The following is an 18,544-nucleotide window of genomic DNA, read 5'->3' as shown; positions in this document are numbered from 1 at the left end:
ATGGAATCGAAAAAGTAAATGGGCTGAAAGAAGATTGATTCTCTTAAAAATGAGAAACAATCGTTTTTTTGAAGGGGGACCAGCATGACATTGACCAAGTCCATTAGAGAAGTCATCAATGGATATAAAGTTAAAGAATTTCTCTGGTGGAGATTTTCGAAGAATATGTAAAAAAAATAAAAACTCATGACCCAAATTTAAACGCTTTTATAACAATTAATGAAGAAAAGGGTTTTCAACAAGCAGTTAGGTCTGAAAAGAAAATATTGGCAGGTGAGGACATAGGTATCCTTGAGGGAATCCCAATCTCCTTTAAAGACAGCATTGATACAAAAGGGATATTAACTACTAGTGGCTCACCCATTCATAAAAATCGAATTCCTGAAAGTAATGCAGATGTTGTCAAAAAGCTGCATGATGAAGGTGCCATAAATATTGGGAAAACAAATATGTTTGAATTTGGATTTGGAATAACCTCGAAAAATTCCTATTTTGGAGACATAAAAAATCCTTGGAATGCTGGTGTTACCGCTGGCGGTTCTAGTGGCGGATCAGCAGTTTCAGTTGCAGCTGATCTTTGTATGGGATCCATCGGTACAGATACAGCGGGATCCATTCGAGTCCCTTCTTCGTGTTGTGGTGTTGTTGGATTGAAACCAACATATGATCTGATTAATAAAAAAGGAATTCTCCTATCTAATTCACTTGATCATATTGGTCCAATTGCTCGAAATGTTGAGGATTTAGCATTGATAATGGAAGCGATTACCAAGAAACCCTTCGAAAAAAATTGTATTCGTGACATAAGAGGAATGAGAGTAGGAGTGCCGAAGCAGTACTTTAATGAACGGTTAGATGTTCATGTTAAGAACTTCTACAAAGAAACTTTTAGAAAATTAGAGGGATTGGGAGCAATTCTTATAGAAATTGACATCCCTATTGTTGAAGACCCTCGAGATGTCGCACATGTAATAGCTACTTCAGAGGTTGGATATGTCCATCGTGAATTAATTAAATCATCGTTAGATCAATATAGTGCAGAGGCTCAAAAAACATTTGATAAAAGTAAATCGTTTTCTGCCCACGCCTACATGGAAGGGTTAAATAAGTGCGTACAAATGAATAGCGAAATAACGCGTCTCTTTGAGATTGTCGATATTCTTGTTACACCAACAATACCTGCAGTTCCACCAGACATAGATCAAGATGAGTTCATATTAGGTGGAGAGATGGAATCAGTCGAGGAATGTTTAATTCGGTTCACTTGTTTATTTAATATAACAGGTCATCCAGCACTATCATTACCTTGCGGCTTACTTAATGAATCTATTCCTATAGGTTTACAATTAATCGCAAACCACAATAGAGAGGACCTCTTAATAAAGACTGCATTTTCATATGAACAAACTTTCTTATTAGAATTCTATAATAAGAGATCAGGAATGGTAATGAGTTAGGATGAAATAGGAATATCTAATGAATATGAATTTCGTTTTGTTGTTTAAGAAGAAAAAATGAACAAATTGAATGCGTATTCAAAAAAATCATGGTAGATCCATCCTGGAATTGGGACGCAATAAGAAAAATTAATGCAAGTTGAATGCGTATTCAAGAATGAAAGAAAATGTATATGGATTAGTCAAATAACCAGTAATGCTAATCAAATAAATGATTAATTCTTATTTTAAGTATAATCATTAAGCAAAATATGATTAATCAAATAAATCGCTAGAGTTTTAGGAAGGGTTCACTAAAAATTCTATTCTTAAAAAGAAAGGAACGTTCAAATGAGAAAAAGAAATGGATTTCGCTTAATTGCTATCTTAATGTTAATTGCATCCATTACGATTGCTGGTTGTAGTAAATCAACTAGTAGTGAAACTCCTCCTAGTAAGGAATCACTAAAGGGGAAGACGGTTACCGTCTTGCTTTCTGCGGGTGGAGTTGGGCAATTTAATGCTTGGAAAGATAGAGCGAAGGATTTTACAAAAAAAACTGGAATTAACGTGAAATTTATTGAAACACCTTATGAAAATCTTCTGCAAAACATTACTACAGACGGTATTTCAAATCGGGGTGAATATGATTTAACCGTGTACCTAGATACAATGGGACCATCCATTTCCCAGTTTTTACAACCACTCGATCAATATGTAAAACGAGATAAGATTGATTTAAAAGAATGGCCAGGTGCCGTTCTTGATGAATCAAAATATAACGGAAAATTGATCAGCATGCCAGTAAGAGCACATGTACAAATGTTATTTTATCGAAAAGATATCTTTAACAAATTACAAATTACTCCACCTACTACATGGGCACAGTTAGAAGATGACAGCAAAAAAATAACTCAGGATACAGGGATATCTGGAATCGTCCCATATTATGCTCCAGGTAATAATGGCCAAAATCTTTACATGTGGACTGCATATCTATGGAGTAATGGCGGGGACATCTTTGATAAAAACATGAAACCAATTTTTAATAACAAGCAAGGTGTTGAGGCAACTCAGCGTTATATTGATCTTCTTGTAAAAGATAAGGTTGCGCCACAGGGTTCAACTACTTTTGGAGAACAAGATTCCAGAACATTTTTCAAACAGGGTAAAGCAGCAATGTGGTTAGGATGGTGGTGGGTGTACCCTGAATTCAATAATCCTGAGCAATCTGCAAAGGATGTTGCTGGAAATGTAGGGTATGCACCTGTTCCTGGTTGGGAAGGAAAACAAAGCACATCTAACGTCTCATCATTTCCATTGGCAATGATGAAGGACTCAAAAAATAAAGATGCAGCATGGGAAGTTCTTAAGTGGATTTCCAGCTCTAGTGAGGAACTCGATATTGCTACAAAATCTCTAAAAAATACAATTCCTGCTAAAGATCAAAACCTTGTCGTTACACAAATGACTAATCTTAGAAACAAACAGCTAAACGATCTTTCCGGAGGATTTTTCAATGTAGCAGCAGACAATTTTGCTAACGGCCGGCATTTGCCACTAATTAAGGAATGGCCTCAAGTTTCTGATGCCATTAGTTCGGCTATTTCAAAGATGTCAACAGGGCAGCCAGTGGAACCAACTTTAAATGAGGCTGCAAAACAAGTTGAGCAAATTATGAAAGCAGCTGGATACTACAAAAAATAATGAAATTTCTATTAGTAAGAGGTTTAGAGGTTTTAAAAACTTCTAAACCTCTAAAAATAGATAGGAATAATGTTATAAAATCAGAAGTTTATCAATTTCCTAATCTTATAAAGGGGGATCTTTTGTTGAGTAATAGGATTTTTAAATATGGTTTATTAGCACCAGCGTTTCTTCTAGTGTTAGCAACGACAATATATCCACTTATAAGATCGTTTTGGATCAGTCTCCATAATTGGGATTTAAAGAATTCTGCTGATATGGGTTCATTTGTTGGATTTGGAAATTATCTACGGGCTTTTTCAGATTCGCAATTTTGGAATAGTATTCTCATTACACTGATTTTTACCGTATTCACGGTTTTCCTAACGATTACTTTTGGGATTGTAGTTGCGATATTGCTGAGTAAAGAAAAACGGATATTGGCCTATCTAAGGGCCATTTTAATCATTCCTTTTGCGATGAGTGCAGCACTCATCGGATATTCATGGCGATTTATGTTGAATTCAGACTACGGTTTGTTCGATAAAATCATTGGCTTTCTGATTCCACCTCTTGCTAAGACTGTTTGGTTAGGTTCCCCCCAGACTGCAATGATCGCATTAATTTCAGTAGTAGTTTGGATTTGGCTTCCTTTTATAAGCCTAATGTTTATTAGCGGGTTAATGGGGATGCCAAAAGAAGTATTTGAAGCTGCTCAAGTTGATGGAGCATCTCGGTTTCGGACACTCATTTATATTACATTGCCTATGCTAAAACCAATTATTCTAATTGCTGCTATCTTAATGACGATGTTTTCGCTAAAGGCATTTGACCCAATTGTTACCCTTACTCAAGGTGGTCCAGGATCTTCAACTGAAGTATTGAACTTCCTTATTTATAAGACAGGTTTCAAGTACTTTGACATGGGATATGCTTCAGCACTGGGATATATTTTAGCATTGATTACAATCGTTTTTGTTGCACTTTACATGAGAAAGCTTGTTAAAGGAGATGATTGGAATTAATGAGTAATGCATTGGATTTAAGTAAAAATGAAAAAGGCTCGGAATTAATGAGTAATACATTAATTTTAGAAAAAAATCGGAAGAGATTACGGGCTCGGCTTCCTTTTTCCATATTAGAAGGTTTGGGAGTCCTCATTATTATTCTAGTTTTTTTCCTGCCTATCTTTTGGATCGTTATTACAGCATTTAAGCCTGAAAATGAAGTTTACACCACAAGTGTTTTCTTTAAACCTACCTTAGCAAATTTTAAGACGGTTTTTAGCCCAGCTTTTAATGTAGGAAAATATTACTCAAATAGTATTATAGTAGTCGCGGTAACGTTACTCATCACGATACCAGTCAGTATTTTGGCATCCTATAGTCTTTCTAGGTTCCGAATACCAGGGAAACAAATATTTATGTTTGCCATTTTAGCTACTCAATTTATCCCTATGATTGTTAATGTTATTCCTTACTTTATCATGTTCAGGAATTGGGGATTGTTAGATACAACGACCGCCCTGATTATTGTAAATTTAGGTCAAACTATTCCATATGCAATTTGGCTAATAAAAGGGTTTATTGATCGAATCCCACCGGATATGGAAGAAGCAGCAACCATAGATGGAGCTGGGAGATTTCAAGTCATATGGCATGTCTTGTTACCTTTAGTTAAACCAGGAATCATTACCGCAACGGTATTTTGTTTTGTAACCATTTGGAATGAATTTATGTTTGCGTTAGTTTTAACGAACCAAGATGCAGTTACTTTACCTGTAGCACTACAATTTTTCAATGGTGAAAAAGGAGTTTTATGGAACCAGATGTCAGCAGCAGGAATTCTCTTTGTTTTGCCAACTATTATTTTAATGATCATTGTAAGAAAGCAATTTATTTTAGGAATGACCTCAGGTGGAGTTAAATAGCAACATATCCAAATATAAAGGAAGGTTTTTAAAATGGAAGAAACATTGACTAAAGAAGGAATTAATGTGATTAATCCAAAAGAAGCAACTAAACAAAATCAACCCAAATTGAAGAACTACGGGAACTTAATCTTTTATGCTAACGCTAATGAAGTGAACCCAATTGATTCTAAGGATGATTATGATTATGTCAATATCAGTGTTAGTGAACAAAAAAAGCAAAGTATGAGAGGTTTTAGTGAAGAGTATAACAATATTGTTGATTATATAGTAAAAATAACCCGCCAAATTTGGAAGGAAAAAGATATTGGGTTGATTTATGATACCTATAGCACAGGAGTAAGTGTCCATAAGGGATTAATAAACAGCCATGGAGTAAATGAGGTAATTTCAGGTACTCTTCAGACTCTGCATGCTTTTCCTGATCGAAAAGGTTTAGGTTGGAGTGTCATTTGGTCTGGGAATGACCGAGATGGCTTCTTTACTTCTCATCGTGGAAAATCAGTGGCCACAAACACGGGAGATAGCTACTATGGCCCTGCCACTGGAAAGAAAGTAATGTTTCGGACTACAGCAGATTGCCTGATTAATGCGAATAAAATTTACGAAGAATGGCTTGTAATGGATACGTATCATCTTGTTCAACAACTCGGTTTAGATCCAATTGAGGTGGCCAAGAAGGCTGCGAAAAGTACTCAACATCTTGCTCCTACCATAACCTTTGGACTTCCAGAAACCGCAGAGGCAGGACTGCCGCCAAAACCTTTTATCCCCACGTCAGATGAGTTTGAAATTGGAGAATTTATGCTTGAACTTTTTAACAAGGTTTGGGAGAGGCGTTCTTTTAACAATGTGAAGAAATTCTATGAGGTAAAAGCAGTCGTTCATTATATTTGTAACAGAGATTTAATAGGTGTTAACGAAATTCAAGGAATGTTTATTAGCTTGTTTGCCTCTGTACCGAATGCAAAGTTAGTACTCGAACGAATTACTTGTAACAAAAGAGACTCAGATCAAGACTGGGATGTGGCAGTTCGTTGGAGATTGCAAGGTATCCATGAGGGAACAGGTTATTTTGGGGCCCCAAGTGGAAAACCAATTGATATATTTGGAATTAATCATTACAAAATCAGAAATGAAAAAATTGTAGAAGAATGGCTATTATTTGATGGAATGGAAGTATTACGCCAAATTTATTTACCTGATTCAGATGAAAAAATAGCTGCAGAAAGTCCTCAATCAGAAGACGGTAACTTTACTGGTGTTTCTTAATAAGTAAAAATGCGTTGGATTGAATACTAAATAAAGATTTTCAAGTAATTAAAAAGGTATTTAATAGTTTTTCTCTTTGTTATTTATAAAATAATATTTTTTAATAATATAACCAATTCAAGGGGGGTATTAAGTTGGAATATCTAAAAAAGGCACAAAAAAATGAACAAACGACTATTAATGATGTGGAGCAAACCGTTAAAGAAATTATTGCCACTGTACGATCTAAAGGAGATGCAGGTGTACAGGAATATGAAAAACGATTTAGTCATTCAGACCGTCCTCTTAAAGTTAGTGAAGAGGAAATAGAGAGATGTGTAAGTGCTCTATCAAGCGATGTAAAGGAGCTGATTGATCGCGTGGTGGAACGAATCTCTGCCTTTTCAAAAGCGCAGCTTGAATGTATCTTACCCCTTGAAAAAGAATTCGGGCCAGGGATCCAAATGGGACATAGAATCATTCCAATTGAAAAGGTGGGAGCCTATGTACCAGGTGGCCGTTTTCCACTTTTGTCATCAGGTCCAATGGTGGTAACACCTGCCAAGGTAGCGGGTGCCAAAAGGATTGTTGCCTGTAGCCCTGCTAATTATGAAGGGGGAATTCACCCAGCAGTCCTTTATGGCCTTGTCCGTTCAGGTGCAACTGACATCTTTGCAATTGGAGGAGCACAGGCAATTGCCGCAATGGCCTATGGTACAGAATCGGTTCCTGAGGTTGATATTATAGCTGGGCCAGGAAACCGCTATGTCGCAGAAGCTAAGCGTCAGGTATTTGGAAAAGCGGGGATTGATCTCATTGCGGGTCCTAGTGAGGTTCTCGTGTTTGCAGATGAATCGGCTGATCCAAAAAAATGTGCTGCCGATCTCCTGGCACAGGCGGAACATGATCCATATGCTCGTGCTATATTTGTAACTACATCAATTTCTACGGCCCATAGAACAGTAGAAGAGGTTGAGCATTTACTCCATGAATTCTCTCCTCATTCACCAGCACATGAGTCATGGACAAATTTAGGAGAAGTCATTATCGCAGAGTCATTACAGGAAGGAATAGATATTTGTAATGAATATGCAATCGAGCACCTTCATTTGCATTTAAAAAATAGTAGAGATTCAATGGATCGTCTTTATAATTATGGCTCATTATTCATAGATTCGGACAGCTCAGTCGTATTTTCAGATAAGGTTTCTGGAACTAACCATACTCTACCGACAAATAAAGCTGCTCGATATACAGGTGGTCTTTGGGTTGGAAGTTATGTGAAGGTAATCACCCATCAACAAATTACGGGTGAGGGTGTTCAATATTTAGCCTCACATGCATCTAAACAATCTGAAATTGAAGGGTTAGAAGGTCATCGTTTATCGGCAGAAATGAGATTATCGAGTATTAAATCGTAGATTCCTTAGCTTTAGGAAACATGGATTCAAGGATCTATGAATCTATTTCGTAAAGGTTGAAAAAATCACTTAATCATTAAAATTAGAGCGAACGTATCCTAAAAGATGAAGTTAGTAATTCACATCGTATTTATAAAAAATGGAGTGATTGGTATGGCAAAATTTTTAAAAATGGGCAAGTCAAAAGAAGAAATTGCCGAAACAGAGATGAATGTTTCACAAACAGTTAAAAGTATGATTGAAGAAGTAAAGAAAAATGGTGATCAGGCTGTTCGAGAATATTCTAGAAGACTTGATAAGTGGTCACCTGAAAATTTTAAATTATCAAAAGAGCAAGTAGATGAAATCATAAAATCCCTTCCAGAAGAAACGATTAATGATATTAAATTTGCACAAGCACAAGTTAGAAGATTTGCTGAAGTACAAAAGTCAGCCATCCGGGAAATAGAAGTTGAAACGCTACCTGGAGTTATTTTGGGCCATAAAAATATTCCTGTTGGAAGTGTTGGATGCTACATCCCTGGTGGAAGGTATCCAATGGTCGCCTCAGCGCATATGAGCGTATTAACTGCAAAAGTTGCAGGAGTTAAGCGAGTGATTGCTTGTACACCACCGATTAACGGTGAAATTCCCGCAGCAACCATTGCAGCAATGTCTTTGGCTGGTGCAGATGAAATATATGTGCTCGGCGGTGTTCAGGCGTTAGCTGCAATGGCTTTAGGAACTGAATCAATCCAGCCTGTAGATATGATAGTCGGACCTGGAAATGCTTTTGTGGCGGAGGCAAAACGTCAGCTTTTTGGAATTGTTGGTATAGATTTACTTGCAGGTCCTACAGAAACGTTGGTGATTGCAGATGAAAAGGCAGATCCTGAAATGATTGCCTGTGATATCCTTGGTCAATCTGAACATGGTCCTACATCTCCAGGAGCCTTAATCACAACATCTGAAAAGATAGCAAGAGAAACCATAATCGAAATTGAGCGACAATTGGAAGTTCTGCCTACTGCGGATGTTGCTCGAATCGCTTGGGAAGAAAACGGGATCATTATTCTTGTTGAAAATGAAGAAGAAGCAGTGAGAGAAGCGGATAAGTTAGCATTTGAACATGTAGAGATACTAACAGAAAACCCAGATTATTTTTTGGGAAATTTGAAAAACTTCGGAGCCTTATTCTTGGGGCCTGAAACAAACGTAGCATATGGCGATAAAGTGATTGGAACAAACCATACCCTTCCTACAAAAGGAGCGGCACGTTATACAGGGGGGCTTTGGGTTGGAAAGTTCATTAAAACGTGTACTTATCAAAGATGTACTCCTGAAGCGAGCGTGTTAATAGGGGAATATGCTGCTCGTCTTTGTGAATTAGAAAATTTTATGGGCCATCGGGAACAGGCCTTGCTACGTGTAAGACGGTATGGAAATAAAAGTGTAATGAGCTAGATTAATAATGTAAAGGAGGGAAAGTAGAGTTGATGACAATTGTGAAGGAAGAATTTAAAAAGCGCGTGATTTTATTCGAAGATTTGGTGGCGGACCGAACTGCTTTTATTGATGCGAAAACTCCCGGTTCTGACAAAAAAGAGAACTACACAATTATTGGTCCAGGTGTATCGGAAAGCAGCAAAAGAGTGATAAATTTGGTGGAGGCACATGGGTTTAACTTTGGAGCGGCTGCAATGCCATATGGAACAAAAAATTCGCTGCATTCACACTTAACAGCTGAGGTATTTATTGTTGCTAAAGGGACATGGCGCTTTTTCTGGGGGAATGATGGAACAGAAGGAGAGGCTATTTTAAAAGAAGGAGATGTATTCTCCATTCCTCCAAAGATTTTTCGGGCTTTTGAAAATATTGGCTCCGATGATGGTTTCTTGTACTGTATTTTAGGTGAAGACAATCCTGGCAAGGTTACTTGGGCTCCCCAAGTACTGCGTACTGCTGAAGGATATGGGCTTGTTTTGCTGGAGGATGGACGATTAATTGATACCACTGCAGGCGAGGAAGTACCAGGCCATGCAAAAGTGGTGACTCCAATCAGTAATGAAGAACTGGCCAAGGTTCCAAAAATTAGCGAAGAAGTGATGTGTAAACAGATTTTTCGCTTTCAGGACCGGGTTCCCCATGAGGAATCGTATTTGGATTGCCGCCTTTCGGGGGAGCCAAAAAAGCTACGGCCTGATCGGGCCTGGAATGGCAGAGGCTGCTGATCGCTTATCTCTCTTAAACTACAAGCATTCGTTTACCTTTGAGTTAGTGGAGGCTGAGTCGGGTAATGGATTCCACACATTTAAACAATCCACCAAACAAGTCGTTTTCGTTCAACAAGGCGAATGGAAGATTTCGTTGGGAGAAAATGGTGAGGACGGAGAAGTGGTGCTAAAGGAAAAGGATATCATGTCTATTCCAACGGACGTTTATCGTCGAATAGACTGTGTGGCCAAGGAGACTGGATTCCTCTTTATTATTAACAGCGGGGATGATCGTCCAAAGCTTGAATGGGCACCCGAAGTGGTAAAAGCGGCACGTGAAACCGGCTTATCTCTAGATGAAAATAATAGACTAATAAAATTATAGTATGATCTGTCCCCCTGACCTTTTATTTATGGAAGATTGGGGGGACGTCAGGATGAAACCACTTTAGATCCCAGTATTTTATCTTTTGCAGTGGGCTGATTAATAGGAGGGAAAAAAGTGAGCTATTTTACGGAGCTACGCGGACAAAAAGTTATTGTTACAGGTGGAAGCAAAGGGATCGGTAAGGATATTGCTCTTTCTTTTGCCAAGTTGGGTGCTAAGGTAATCATTACAGGGCGGGACGAATCAGCACTCTCCACAACGGCGGATCAATTAAAAGAGCTTCAATCTGAATGCTCCTATATCGTTTGTGATATGCAAGATGTCAAAAATATATATGAAATGGTCGATGAAGCGTACATTCGGAATAATGGGATAGACGTTCTTGTCAATAATGCGGGGATTAATATCCCAAAACCGGCAATGGAAGTGACAGAAGATGATTGGGATCGTGTTTTGGATACGAACCTGAAAGGCGTGTTTTTTGGTTCTCAACGTGTCGGGAAATACATGATTCCCCAGAAAAAAGGAAAAATTATCAATATCGTATCTCAAATGGCATTTGTGGGATATGTTAAACGAGCTGCCTACTGTTCAAGCAAAGGTGGCGCAGTCCAACTTACCAAAGCATTAGCGATTGAGTGGGCTCCATACAATATCAAGGTAAATGCTGTCGCCCCAACATTTATTGAGACAGATTTAACAAAAAAAATGTTTGAGGATCAAAGTTTTTATCAGGATGTGGTAAGCAGAATTCCTTTGGGGAAATTGGCTCGCCCTTCCGATATAACTGGATCTGTTCTGTTTTTAGCTTCTGAAATGTCTGATTTTATCACGGGGGAGACCATTAAAGTAGACGGTGGTTGGACGGCTATTTAAATATGGTATCCAAAATAAGGGATATGCCATGATTGGCTTCTACCTTTTTAAAAACGTTTAATAACTCAAATAAATAGAATTCGTTATGATAGTTTTGTATAAGCAAATTTAGAGTTAATAATATGTATATCATATTTTGTTTGGTGAAAGGAAAATAACGATGAATGATAGAGTTACAGCCGATGATGTGGCAAGGAAAGCGGGAGTCTCTCAATCGACTGTGTCGAGAGTTTTAAATAATTATCCTTTTATAAAAAACTCTACAAAAGAAAAAGTTCTTTTAGCTATAAATGAATTAGGTTTTACCCGTGATGAGATTGCAAGGAGTCTAGTTGAAAAGAAAACAAGATCCATCGGGTTGATTGTCGGGGATATTTCAAACTTATTTTTTGCCGAGTCTGCTGGAGTAATTATTGAACAGGCACAGAAATTAGATTACGATGTGGTAATTTGCAATACCAATCATGATGATGAAAACTTAGATAAATCCATTAATACTTTGATAGGAAAAAGGGTGGATGGTATTATTGTTGCTTCCGTTAAGCGGAACGACACCAAAATAAAACAGCTGCATGATATGGGATTTCCGATTGTCTTATACAATAGCAGCATTGATGATCCCCAAGCGAATTTCGTGGTTATTGATAATATCAAAGGTGCAAAATTAGCCATAAATCATTTGGTTGAACTGGGGCATAAAAAAATTTCGTATATTGCAGGCCCTTTTAAGTATTTAACAACTTATCAGCGATTTGCAGGATACAGAGAAGCACTATTGCAACATGGCATTCCATATGAGGAAGAATTAGTTTATAACGGAGAATTTTCCTATCAAAAGATTTTTGAGTATACAAAGGATTTATTAAACAAAAAAAATAGGCCTACAGCCTTTTTAGCAGTTTCGGATCAAATGGCTTTAGCAATTTTAGATGCTGCAGCAAGTTTAAATTTGAAAATTCCTAAAGATGTGTCTGTAGTGGGTTTTGATGATATTAGCCTAGCGAGCAATCATTTTATTGGGTTAACTACAGTTTCTCAGCATATGGAATTAATGGCGTCTCTTGCATTGGAAAAATTAATAGATTTGATCGATTGTGAAACGGTTCCTTCTGTCCCGATTCAAATAATTCTTGAACCGGAATTAAAAATTCGTAAAACTACATTCGTATTATAGAGTTTAATGATGTGAAGCAGGAGCGGAAAGGATATCAATAGTAAGCAACTACGACAATCCATGTCTTGTTGATCCTTTTTTTGAGAAATTTTGAATGCGTAGTCAAACGAAAGAAAGGGATAATGATGTCAAAAGAACATTTAATTTTGCTACCAGGGACATTATGTAATGAAAATCTTTGGAGATATCAAATGGATGATTTGGCAGATGTAGCAGATATACAAGTTGGTGATTTAACTAAGGACGATACCATACAGGGAATGGCTAAATCCATTTTACATGAAGCACCAGCTGCGTTTTCCTTGGCAGGCCTGTCAATGGGTGGAATCGTTGCAATGGAAATAATACGCCAAGCACCTGAAAGAGTAAAAAAGTTAGCCCTTTTAGATACCAATCCGAATCCTCCCCTCCTAGAACAAATTAAAGGATGGGAAAATTTTATTGACATGGCTACACACGGAAAATTTATGGATGTAACAGAAAAATATCTCCTGCCAGTATTAATTCATCCTGATCGGCAAAAGGATTTAGATTTAATTGAAACAATTAGGAAAATGGCAGAAGACGTTGGGCCAAAGGCGATGATCAACCAAATGAAGGCGCTTATGACACGTCCCGACGGACGGGAGAATTTATCCGCAATTGAATGTCCTACACTTGTTCTTCTTGGTCGACAGGATATGCTTTGTTCAATGGAAATGCATGAATATCTTTTTTCCAATATTCCTAATGCAAGTCTTTCCGTTATTGAAGAGTGTGGTCACTTAAGTACATTAGAAAGACCCGAGGAGGTTACCTCCCGTTTACGTGACTGGATTCTTCAACAGGGGTATGGGGAGTAATTATAGTATTTGAAGGAATTTTTATCCACGAAAATCACCGAATATGCTATACCCATATTGTTTTCCTTCATAGAAAACTAGTATTACCTGGGAAAACCCGTAAAACTTATACCCGATATATAATTCGTGGAACAAATACAATAACTCAAAAAAGCTCTTTATTTTAAAACAATCAATTATTGGAGTGAAATTATATGAAAAACAAAGTAAAGCAAAAAATTATGAATGGTGAGAATGTGCTTGGAGTTTTCCTTGGAATTTTTGCTCCCTCCCTTATCGAGATGATTGGCTATACTGGATATGATTTTGTCGTAATTGATGATGAACATGGGGCATTTAGCCATTCAGAAATTGAAGATATGGTTAGGGCTGCAGAATTGGTTGATTTAGTGCCAATTATCCGAGTTTCGTATGATGCCTCAAGTATTCAAAAGGCGTTAGATAGAGGTGCTAAAGGAATACAGGTGCCTATGGTAAATACGAAAGAGGATGCGGAACTCGTTGTAAAAAGGGCTAAATTCCCTCCACAGGGACAACGGGGGGCAGCTTTTGCTATCCGGGCAGCGCGTTTCGGAATGGATGGAGGAGAATCCTATTTTAATGAGTCAGATGAAAATGTACTCATCTGTGTTCATATTGAAACCCCAGAAGCAGTTCAAAATTTTAGGGAAATTATGAGTGTTTCTGGAATTGATATGGCATTTATTGGATCAACGGATTTATCTGTAAATATGGGATATAAGGCGGAAGGTGCCCAACATCCTGAAGTTCAACAGGTCATCCAAGAGTTGTACAAAATTGGCAAGGAGTATGGGTTTAAGATTGGAACTGTTGCTGCTAATGCTCAAGGAGCCCTTAAGGGTTTTGAATTGGGAGCTTCTTATATTGGAATCACAGGGACTTCAGTAATTATGCAAGCGTTGGATCAAATAGTAAATGAAACAATGAAAATGGATGATAAGAATAGGATTTTATAAGTATAAATGTGCGTGAAAACCATACTAGGTAATTTTAAAACTAATATTTTACTAATAGAACCAGCCTTTTAGTGAATAATGGCTAAAATAAAAAAACTGAAAGCCCGTAGACTTTCAGTTTCCTTTTTCAATCGTACCAAAATGAAATTTAGCTTATTTTCTTCGTTTTACTTGAAAATCAAATTTGTCAAAAAGTGTACTCTTAAAATGGTCTTTCATAATGATGATTAAGCCCAATTTTTAAGTTTCGAGGTTTTTCCGATTCCTGGGTTGAAGCTGTTGGTTGGGTCGCCATTTTTGTAGTGATCAACCAGTGATGGTGCGGCTTCATAGAGATGACCAACATTATGCTCCGCTGGATAAATCGCACCGCGCGCATCCAAAAGCTCCAGCATTTTTTCCTTCAAGGCATGCGCATCGACTCCTTTTTTCACAATGTAGTCCTGATGCAGCACGTGGCAAAGGAAATGTCCGTAGTAAAGCTTATGCTCAATCTGGCTTGAGATTTCTTCAGGCAGCTCTTCAAACCAGTCCAGATCATTGCGCCTTAGTGCGATATCAAGCGCCAAAATATCATCGACTTCGTCTTGATGCACCTCCTGGAAGCGAATCGCAGCGCCCGCCGCCACAAACCGATGCAAGAACGCATCCGCTCCTTCTTTTGGCGTGCAGACAAAGAAGTCACCCTCAGCTTCTTTAAAAAATTCCGTCAGATAAGCCTCCGCCTCAGCACTACCTGTGCCTGACATTTTGAGGATCAGATGGTGCTCATACTTTTCGCGAAATTCTTCCATTCTTTTTGGCAAATGGTTGGGGAAAAGATAGCTCAGTTTTTGCAAGACACGGTCAGGAAGATAAGGCTTGAAAATTTTCATTTTGTCCAAAATCCGCTCTGCATTAGCTTTCATACCAAATAATAAGGGCAAACGGTCAGTTCCAAGTTTATTGATGACTATGAATGAATCTTTGCCGTATTTTTTGGCGATGTCGTAGATTTCACGGTGCATGTATTCGCCAGCGACAGGGAGATTTTCGAACTCCGACAGTGCTTTTCTCCGAATCAATTCTAGCACGTGCGGGGTATTGGTCCCGATGTAGAAAACCTTTTCGTTTTGTTCTTTAAGGAAAGTATCGAGCCTTACTGCGAACACAGCTACTTTGCCAGCAGAACCTGAAGATTCATAGAGCTGATTGGGGTCGGCATTGTATCTAGCTGGGCTATCTGCGTCAATGTCACGCACACGCGTTTGATAAGTGTGATTGTGCCCGTGTTTTGGGGATTCCGGGACAGCATTCGGATCGAAATTTCCAGCATCAAGATTGGCAACGATTTGCTCAGGCGTATCGCCTAAGTCGATACCAAGGTGATTCACCAGCTGCAGCTCGCCATTTTCATCAATGCGGGCAAAAAGAGACAGCTCCGTATAAGCAGGGCCGCGTTTGACGAGCGAGCCCCCCGAGTTATTGCAAATTCCGCCGATGGCCGACGCACCGAGACAAGACGAGCCGATCACAGAATGCGGCTCTCGTCCGAGCGGTCTCAACGCATTTTCAAGTGTATAGAGCGTTGTGCCTGGAAAGGCCAAAACTTGACTGCCTTGGTTGATCAACTGAAGGTGTGTAATCCTTGTTGTTGATACAATGATGACCTCACGATCATAGCCGCCTGCAGGAATTGATCCTTCTGTCAAACTTGTATTTGACGCTTGCATAATGATGATTTTGTCAAATTTGACAGCCGTTTTTAGAACTTGCCAGAGCTCTGTCAAATTTCCTGGCTTGACAACAGCTAGTGCATCCCCGCGTCCCGAGCGATAGCCTTTGCGATAACGTAAGGTTTTTGAGGGATTGGTAATTATATATTTGCGATCTAAAATCGTTTCAAGTGCTGTAATAAATGGATTTTCCATTCTACCGCCTCCTAAGTATGAAAAGAATTCCTTTTAAAAGGACTCATGATTTTGTGAGCGATTACATATTTGCGTGAATCACTAACTTTGTTAAACTTTTGCAATAAAACTTTCACTATACTGCTATAATAATACTAAAATAATAACATATCAACCGTAAAAATGTGGTTAACCTAATATTACGAACGGGTGCCTAAAGAAAAAACTATATTTATACAACAGTCATATCGTTTCGTGATTAAAGTCACACCAAGTGTAATGGTTTTATACTATATTAGTGTTAGTTACAAAAATTTCTTTTTTAGGAACTAACGCCCGAGGGGTTTACGCGTGAGCGCTCTAGCGTCCTCCCACGTAATGGTGTCTCGACTGGCATTTCGTAAGATAAATATGTCCTAAAATATCTAAAGGGAGAAGAGTATGTCTGAAGAAAAATTATCAGATTTAATTAGTCCAGAAGCTGTAATTAACTTTGAAACAGGTGCCATCAAGGCAAGTACTTTGGATTCAATCATTAAGTTATTGCCATTTGAAATGGGATTCTGCGATGCAGATGATATCTTCCGCTGGTATTCAAATAATCCTGATCGTGTACATGGTCGTCGTAAGGAAGCAATTGGTCGTCCTGTACTAGAACTTCATCCTAAAGCTGCACACCATGTTAAGAAATTACTTGATGACTTCCGTTCTGGTGAGCGTGATGAATGGGAATTTTGGTTCCCAAAACATAACGGACAGCCAGGTCAAATCTATCAAAAATTTATGGCTGTTCGAGATGAAAATGGAAAATACCTTGGCTGTATGGATGTGACCGTTAATATCGACCTTTTCCAAGGAAAAGAAGGTAAAAATACCCCTGAAACTATTGCCGAATTTATAGCTGTTAAGTCTGAAAAATAAAAAAATACCCTTCTCATTTGAGAAGCTAAAGAAAAACACATTGAATTCCCTAATTCAATGTGTTTTTCTTTACTTAAATGTGGCTGTTTTGAAACAAACTAAGGCCAAAAGATTCATATTTGAGGTGATAAAATGAATCGGGTCGGAAAATATGCAATGGAAAAAGATATGGATGAAACGGAATTATTAAAATTGGTTTTTGAGCTTCCAGAAAAAGATAAAATGGTAATGTGGTCGGAGGGATATATCGACCTTGTTATTGAAAAGTTACCGAAGTATGGTCAGGATATTTTGGTGAATCGCAAAGATAAGTGGGAAGATACGAAAGCCTATTACCAAGATCAGCTTGACAATATCCTTTCAAAGGAAGAAATGAAGATGAAAATGAAGAGAGAACGAAAAGAGTTCGCTCTTTTTGTCATGGAAAACTATAAAGAGTTTCAATCTTTACTCTTCTTGTGTTATGACGGGTATTTAAAAGACGTTGATTTAAGAAAATTCGTTTATCGGAGAAGCTATGGAACAAGAAAAAACTATTTGAAAAATAATAAAATTTAAATTGATTTGTTAAAATTGCTTTTTTGGTTTCGTCTACTAATGAATATACGTGCTAAGCTGTATAAAAAATATCACAGTATCAAGGACTGTGGTGACAGATATTTATACCCTCAAAAAAGGCGATGTCTTTTTTCAAGTAACGCACTCCTAAACACGAAGCCCCTTCGAACCTTAACAAAATAGGCATATCGTATCACTCTTTGAATAAAGTGATTTTCAGGGGGTGTATGAATGAAAAAAACAATAATAAGCGTCATTCTTGGTTCTGCTTTATTATTATCAGGTGTTGCTTATGCGGCATCAAACGCGACATTTGTGAATCCCGACAACACATTAAGGGCAGCAGTCAAAACAAACGATGGTTCCGTCCGCCTATTGCAGCCTGGAGAAACCACAAAAAGTAACGAACAGGGAGTAACATGGAATATTCAGGGACCAAAAGGAGACAAAGGTGACATCGGTGCCGTCGGCCCACAAGGACCAAAAGGTGATACTGGCGCCACGGGAGCAACCGGTGAAATGGGGCTAGTCGGACCTAAGGGTGACAAAGGGGATACTGGAATCCAAGGACCAAAAGGAGATAAGGGGGATACTGGTGCAACAGGCGCCGTTGGACCACAAGGATCAAAAGGGGACACAGGACCTCAGGGACCTCCGGGAGCATCCATGCAAATCATTTCAGGTATGGTTGCTTCAAATGGATACATTGAAGTCGGTCATGGTTTTAGTATTGAAAAATTATCTACAGGTCTCTTTAGAATAGATTTTCCGGCAGGCAGTTTCAACAGCATCCCTGTTTTGACCGCCACAGTGAGTGATACGATTGGCACCCATTTTGTTAATATAAACGGCGGGGTAGGATACGATTTGACGAGTGGTGCTGCATCCTATATTCTCAATTTGAAAGATGGAAATGGGAATCCAGAGGATGAGTATTTTAATTTTATCGCTGTAGCCAGCAAATAAATTATAAAAAATTCAGGTACTGTGTACTAAAGGAAGG

17 protein-coding genes are annotated in these 18,544 nt (G+C 38.3%); 16 read left to right on the top strand and 1 reads right to left on the bottom strand.

Features of this window, described 5'->3' with window-relative positions; all coding sequences use genetic code 11:
- Nucleotides 1–146: 146 nt before the first annotated feature.
- The 13 genes from RCG17_RS01465 (at nucleotide 147) to RCG17_RS01405 (ending at nucleotide 14,173) form a co-directional block, all read left to right on the top strand.
- A complete protein-coding gene (locus tag RCG17_RS01465) occupies nucleotides 147–1,457 on the top strand; it encodes an amidase (RefSeq protein ID WP_308173533.1) in 1,311 nt (436 codons plus the stop codon).
- A 330-nt stretch (nucleotides 1,458–1,787) separates the two neighbouring features.
- A complete protein-coding gene (locus RCG17_RS01460; RefSeq protein ID WP_308173532.1) occupies nucleotides 1,788–3,143 on the top strand; it encodes an ABC transporter substrate-binding protein in 1,356 nt (451 codons plus the stop codon).
- A 125-nt stretch (nucleotides 3,144–3,268) separates the two neighbouring features.
- The gene (locus RCG17_RS01455; protein WP_308173531.1) at nucleotides 3,269–4,147 is read left to right on the top strand and encodes a carbohydrate ABC transporter permease; all 879 of its coding nucleotides are present in this window, start codon (nucleotides 3,269–3,271) and stop codon (nucleotides 4,145–4,147) included.
- Nucleotides 4,147–5,052: a carbohydrate ABC transporter permease gene (locus tag RCG17_RS01450; protein ID WP_308173530.1), complete on the top strand. Its 906-nt coding sequence runs from the start codon at nucleotides 4,147–4,149 to the stop codon at nucleotides 5,050–5,052. Before RCG17_RS01455 ends, RCG17_RS01450 begins: the two co-directional genes overlap by 1 nt.
- A 33-nt stretch (nucleotides 5,053–5,085) precedes the next feature.
- The gene (locus RCG17_RS01445; protein ID WP_308173529.1) at nucleotides 5,086–6,324 is read left to right on the top strand and encodes an ester cyclase; all 1,239 of its coding nucleotides are present in this window, start codon (nucleotides 5,086–5,088) and stop codon (nucleotides 6,322–6,324) included.
- Nucleotides 6,325–6,458: 134 nt separating this feature from the next.
- Nucleotides 6,459–7,724 carry a histidinol dehydrogenase gene (hisD, locus tag RCG17_RS01440; RefSeq protein ID WP_308173528.1) on the top strand — a complete coding sequence of 422 codons (1,266 nt, stop codon included), beginning with the start codon at nucleotides 6,459–6,461 and terminating at the stop codon, nucleotides 7,722–7,724.
- A 153-nt stretch (nucleotides 7,725–7,877) separates the two neighbouring features.
- On the top strand, nucleotides 7,878–9,167 hold the full coding sequence (hisD, locus tag RCG17_RS01435; protein ID WP_308173527.1) for a histidinol dehydrogenase: 1,290 nt from the start codon (nucleotides 7,878–7,880) through the stop codon (nucleotides 9,165–9,167).
- A 32-nt stretch (nucleotides 9,168–9,199) separates the two neighbouring features.
- Nucleotides 9,200–9,934, top strand: a complete 735-nt coding sequence (locus tag RCG17_RS01430) for a cupin domain-containing protein (protein ID WP_308173526.1) — start codon at nucleotides 9,200–9,202, stop codon at nucleotides 9,932–9,934.
- Nucleotides 9,918–10,301: a cupin domain-containing protein gene (locus tag RCG17_RS01425; protein ID WP_308173525.1), complete on the top strand. Its 384-nt coding sequence runs from the start codon at nucleotides 9,918–9,920 to the stop codon at nucleotides 10,299–10,301. Before RCG17_RS01430 ends, RCG17_RS01425 begins: the two co-directional genes overlap by 17 nt.
- A gap of 117 nt (nucleotides 10,302–10,418) precedes the next feature.
- Nucleotides 10,419–11,180, top strand: coding sequence for an SDR family NAD(P)-dependent oxidoreductase (locus RCG17_RS01420; protein WP_308173524.1), 762 nt, complete (start codon nucleotides 10,419–10,421; stop codon nucleotides 11,178–11,180).
- Nucleotides 11,181–11,340: 160 nt separating this feature from the next.
- Nucleotides 11,341–12,354, top strand: coding sequence for a LacI family DNA-binding transcriptional regulator (locus RCG17_RS01415; RefSeq protein WP_308173523.1), 1,014 nt, complete (start codon nucleotides 11,341–11,343; stop codon nucleotides 12,352–12,354).
- Nucleotides 12,355–12,545: 191 nt separating this feature from the next.
- Nucleotides 12,546–13,196: an alpha/beta fold hydrolase gene (locus RCG17_RS01410; protein ID WP_308173522.1), complete on the top strand. Its 651-nt coding sequence runs from the start codon at nucleotides 12,546–12,548 to the stop codon at nucleotides 13,194–13,196.
- 194 nt (nucleotides 13,197–13,390) lie between these two features.
- Nucleotides 13,391–14,173, top strand: a complete 783-nt coding sequence (locus RCG17_RS01405) for an HpcH/HpaI aldolase family protein (RefSeq protein ID WP_308173521.1) — start codon at nucleotides 13,391–13,393, stop codon at nucleotides 14,171–14,173.
- A 227-nt stretch (nucleotides 14,174–14,400) separates the two neighbouring features.
- Here RCG17_RS01405 and dld read toward each other — a convergent pair whose 3' ends face one another.
- Entirely contained in the window at nucleotides 14,401–16,083 is a 1,683-nt protein-coding gene (gene dld, locus RCG17_RS01400) for a D-lactate dehydrogenase (protein WP_308173520.1), read from the bottom strand.
- A gap of 420 nt (nucleotides 16,084–16,503) precedes the next feature.
- Here dld and RCG17_RS01395 point away from each other — a divergent pair, with 420 nt between their 5' ends.
- The 3 genes from RCG17_RS01395 to RCG17_RS01385 all read left to right on the top strand — a co-directional run bounded on the left by RCG17_RS01395 (nucleotide 16,504) and on the right by RCG17_RS01385 (nucleotide 18,507).
- A complete protein-coding gene (locus RCG17_RS01395; RefSeq protein ID WP_308173519.1) occupies nucleotides 16,504–16,983 on the top strand; it encodes a PAS domain-containing protein in 480 nt (159 codons plus the stop codon).
- 132 nt (nucleotides 16,984–17,115) lie between these two features.
- A complete protein-coding gene (locus RCG17_RS01390; RefSeq protein ID WP_308173518.1) occupies nucleotides 17,116–17,541 on the top strand; it encodes a hypothetical protein in 426 nt (141 codons plus the stop codon).
- Nucleotides 17,542–17,772: 231 nt separating this feature from the next.
- Nucleotides 17,773–18,507 (top strand): hypothetical protein, encoded by a 735-nt coding sequence (locus RCG17_RS01385; RefSeq protein WP_308173517.1) that lies wholly within the window; start codon nucleotides 17,773–17,775, stop codon nucleotides 18,505–18,507.
- Nucleotides 18,508–18,544 lie beyond the last annotated feature (37 nt).

The sequence above is a fragment of the Neobacillus sp. PS3-12 genome, assembly GCF_030915385.1.
GTDB lineage: Bacteria > Bacillota > Bacilli > Bacillales > Cytobacillaceae > JAEVLT01.
This window is presented reverse-complemented; position numbering and strand designations above follow the sequence as displayed.